The organism is Aquabacterium sp. T101 (assembly GCF_057219775.1).
In genome coordinates, this window is the sequence record NZ_JBXVVZ010000018.1 from 1 (window position 1) to 1,257 (window position 1,257).

The following is a 1,257-nucleotide window of genomic DNA, read 5'->3' on the forward strand; positions in this document are numbered from 1 at the left end:
CCTCCTCAAGGCCCTGGATGGCCGTCGCCCCGAAAGCGACAACGGCGCCGTCTTGAAGGCCGCGTAGCATGTCCACCGAGGAGCCGTCACCGGTCACGGTTCAACAGCGAGCGGGACATCGCCCCTGAGAGGCTGATGCCTTTTGCGCCGCGCACCAAGAATGTGCCTCCAACCCCTGTCGCACGCAGCGCGGCTGACGCTTTGAGGTACTCGCGAAACTCAGCCTGATCTGTTATCTCGTACTCAATGATCATGTATCCCGGAGCCACGGTCTGTGCGCTGGATGTATCCACGGCAACTACTCCATTCAAAGTCGCTGCGATTGAGAAGAGCGCGAGAGATTTGCGGAAATTCATCGTTGATGGTGGAAGACTGAGTGTTGACGGCGGCTTGCGCGGCAAGGGGCTGGTTTGTGCGGCCTAACGTTCGAGTTAACCGGCCCGCGGAGGCGGGCACCGTAAGGCCGGGCTGAGATGATGCACCATGTGCCTCAGCCCGGCCTTACGGTGCCTGCCGTAGCGGGTCCGGTTGAACGAGGGGTTAGGCCGCACTCGACGAGTGTGGGCTAGTACCCTGGGGTGCAGTGACTGCGTTTGGCGCATGAGTGGAAAGAGTGCGGACGAGGCCAGTGACTCACTTTGCCGAAGAGCCTGAAGGGAAGTTGCACCGGCAGACCGGTTCTCTGACTCCCGGACGCCAGCTCGGGCCGTACTCAACTGGAACCATGGTTCCCGACTCGGGAGAACAGCGGGTGACGCACTCTTCTAGCGTTGTGACGCCCGGGATTGACCTAGGCGTTGAGTCGAGAAGCAACAGAACTACTACTAGGCCCGCGGCCGCAGCGAGCAAGAGGTAGCGAGCACGGCTGCGTTTCGGCTGTGTCTTCTTCATGCTTCGGCAAGCAGACAGAGCATGGACTGTGCGGCCTAACGTTGGCGATGAGCGGCAACTGTAGGCGCGCGAAACGCGCCGGAAGTGGTCCGCTCGATCAAACGGTTAGGCCGCACTTGCAACTCTTGCGCTGATGGCAACAACCCAGCCGGAGAGCCCATAGGAGGAACTCAATTGAAAGCACCTCGCGTCCTTGCCACCAAGTTGCTCCATGGTCTTTGTGACCTCTCCCTTCCAGAAGCGGCGATGTCCCGGAGTCTGTTGAACGCATGAGCTGAGGTGGCGGCTCCTTCGACCCGCATGCGCGAGCATGCGGGTTGCCTCACAAGCAACCGAAGGAGCCACCAGAGTGAAGTCTCACACGAA

At 60.6% G+C, this 1,257-nt stretch carries 1 protein-coding gene; it reads right to left on the reverse strand.

What is annotated here, in order from left to right; translation table 11 throughout:
- Nucleotides 1–86: 86 nt before the first annotated feature.
- Nucleotides 87–356, reverse strand: a complete 270-nt coding sequence (locus AC2EAQ_RS18885) for a DUF1330 domain-containing protein (protein ID WP_484645988.1) — start codon at nt 354–356, stop codon at nt 87–89.
- Nucleotides 357–1,257 lie beyond the last annotated feature (901 nt).